Origin of the sequence: Streptomyces sp. NPDC086077 (assembly GCF_040686175.1) — a bacterium.
In the GTDB taxonomy this organism is placed as follows: domain Bacteria; phylum Actinomycetota; class Actinomycetes; order Streptomycetales; family Streptomycetaceae; genus Streptomyces.
In genome coordinates this window covers 1-2,497 of the sequence record NZ_JBFBJT010000301.1, presented here as the reverse complement: position 1 = coordinate 2,497, position 2,497 = coordinate 1, and the positions used below count along the sequence as shown (strand labels likewise).

At 72.5% G+C, this 2,497-nt stretch carries 2 protein-coding genes; both read right to left on the bottom strand.

Translation table 11 applies throughout. The annotated features are described in order from the left end of the window. Positions 1-108 precede the first annotated feature (108 nt). Positions 109-1,254: a family 2 encapsulin nanocompartment cargo protein polyprenyl transferase gene (locus AB0O67_RS37160; protein WP_365460486.1), complete on the bottom strand. Its 1,146-nt coding sequence runs from the start codon at positions 1,252-1,254 to the stop codon at positions 109-111. Between the two features lie 118 nt (positions 1,255-1,372). After that, positions 1,373-2,497 (bottom strand): family 2B encapsulin nanocompartment shell protein (locus tag AB0O67_RS37155; RefSeq protein WP_365460483.1); only part of this gene is annotated, 1,125 nt, incomplete at its 5' end.

Genomic DNA, 2,497 nt, shown 5'->3' with positions numbered 1-2,497 from the left:
CGCCCGCAGGGAGTGGATCCGGCAGTACGGCGTCCACGCCATGATGTCCGTGCCGATCCGGGCGCGCGGTACGACCCTGGGCGTCGCGGTTCTCGCCGCGACCGGCGCTCAGGTGCTGCGCCGCGTCACGAACTCGGCGAGGGCGAGCAGCCCGCCTGCCTCCTCCGGGTCGGGAATCGCGCGGGACAGCTCCTGCATCGCCCGCGCCATCCGCTCGGACGCCTGGACCTGGGCCCAGTCCCGTCCGCCCGCCCGCTCCACGGCCTGCACCGTGGGCTCCAGGTCACCGCCCTCGTACGGCACTTCGTACAGCCCGGCGAGCTCGACGGCGGCCGGTGTACCCGAGGCCAGCGCGGCGACCACCGGCAGGGACTTCTTGCGGGCCGCCAGATCCGCCCCGGCCGGCTTGCCGGTGCGGCTCGGGTCGCCCCATATGCCGATGACGTCGTCGATGAGCTGGAAGGCGAGCCCGGCCTGCCGGCCGAACGCGTCCAGCGCCTCCACATCGGCCGGGGACGCCCCGGCGTAGAGCCCGCCGACCGCGCACGCGCACCCCAGCAGCGCCCCGGTCTTGGCCTCCGCCATGGCGAGCACCTCGTCAAGGGTGACCTCAGAGGGCCCGCGGCGCTCCATCGCCGTGTCGACCTGCTGGCCCTCGCACAGCTCGACGACACAGGACGCGAGCCGTGCGGCGGCAGCGGAGGACGCCGGGTGGGGGTCCTCCGCGAGCAGTCGCAGGGCGAGCGCCTGGAGGGCGTCCCCGGCGAGGAGCGCGTCGTTGACTCCGAACACCGTCCACGCGGTGGGTCGGTGCCGACGCGTGGTGTCCCGGTCCATCACGTCGTCGTGCAGCAGCGTGAAGTTGTGCGCCAGCTCCACCGCCGCGGCCGCCCGTACCGCACTCGCCCGCGCCTGGGAACCGCCGAGCGCGGACGCCGCGGTGAGGACGAGCGCGGGCCGGATCGCCTTGCCCGCGTTGCCGGACGCGGGGGTGCCGTCCACGTGCTCATAGCCGAAGTGGTAGCGCGCGACCCGGCGCATCGCGGCGGGCAGCGAGTCGATCGCAGCGTGCAACTCGGGGTCCACCGACGCCCGCGCGCACTCCAGGATCACCGCCGCCTCGGGACCGTCGAGCGGCTCCGGCCCGCCGTCCGACCGGGGCGCGAGGGGACTGCGGCTTTCGGGCACCCCGGCCGGGCGCCGCACGGCCGGCGCCGGGGAGTCGTTCTTCGACTCGGTGACGGACTCGGTCATGAGAGCGAGGTCCCCCCTCGGAGAGTCGGCGGACAGCGGCGCTTCCGCTCCGGCCGGGCGCGTACCCCGAGGTGTACCCGCCCTGCCGGGCGGGGACACGACACTGAGACCGGGTAGGTCACCGCCAGCGGCCGATCTCGACGTTCTCCAGCACGCCGAGCGCGTCCGGCACCAGGACCGCCGCCGAGTAGTAGGCCGTCACGAGGTACTTGATGATGGCCTGTTCGTTGATGCCCATGAACCGCACCGACAGGCTCGGCTCCAGCTCGTCCGGGAGGCCGGACTGGCGCAGGCCGATCACACCCTGGTCCGCCTCGCCCAGACGCATCGCGATGATCGAGGTGGTCCGCGCCTCGGTGACCGGGATCTTGCCGCACGGGTAGATCGGGACACCGCGCCAGGTCGGGATGCGGTTGCCGCCGACGTCGATCGTCTCCGGCACCAGGCCCCGCTTGTTGAGCTCACGGCCGAACGCGGCGATCGCGCGCGGGTGGGCGAGGAACATCTTGGTCCCGCGCCGGCGGCTGAGCAGCTCGTCCATGTCGTCCGGGCCGGGCACACCGTCGTGCGGCTGGATCCGCTGGTCGTACTCGCAGTTGGTGAGCAGCCCGAACTCTCGGTTGTTGATCAGCTCGTGTTCCTGGCGCTCCTTCAGCGCCTCGACGGTCAGCCGGAGTTGCTGCTCGGTCTGGTTCATCGGCTGGTTGTACAGGTCGGCCACGCGGGAGTGGATGCGCAGCACCGTCTGGGCGATGCTCAGTTCGTACTCGCGGGGCCGCGCCTCGTAGTCCACGAAGGTGTGCGGGATGTCCGGCTCGCCCGCGTGACCTGCCGCGAGGTCGATCTCCTTCTCGCCGTACTTGTTGGTGCGCTGCTGGGGAACGGCGCGCCGTTCCTCCAGGTGCTCCCGCAGCGAGTCCGAGCGCTCGGCGAGCTGCTCGACGTCCTGCCGGGAGAGCACGAGGACCGTACAGGGGGTGATGGCGCGGGCCGTGAACTCCCAGATGGCGTCCGGGTCGAGCAGCGCCTGCTCGCCCAGGTACGCGCCGTCGGCGAGCACACCGAGGCTCTCGTCGTCGCCGTACGGGCCGGTGCCGATCTTCTCGACCCTGCCGTGCGCCAGCAGGTACACCTCGTCGGTCTGGTTGCCGAAGTCGGCGATCACCTCGCCCGCGGCGATCTCGCGCTGCTCACAGCGCCGGGACAGTTCGGCCAGCACCTCCTCGTCCTCGTAGGACCGCAG

What these genes read in the sequence shown, in the direction of transcription:
- AB0O67_RS37160 (WP_365460486.1), bottom strand. Translation starts at nt 1,254, where the DNA reads ATGACCGAGTCCGTCACCGAGTCGAAGAACGACTCCCCGGCGCCGGCC.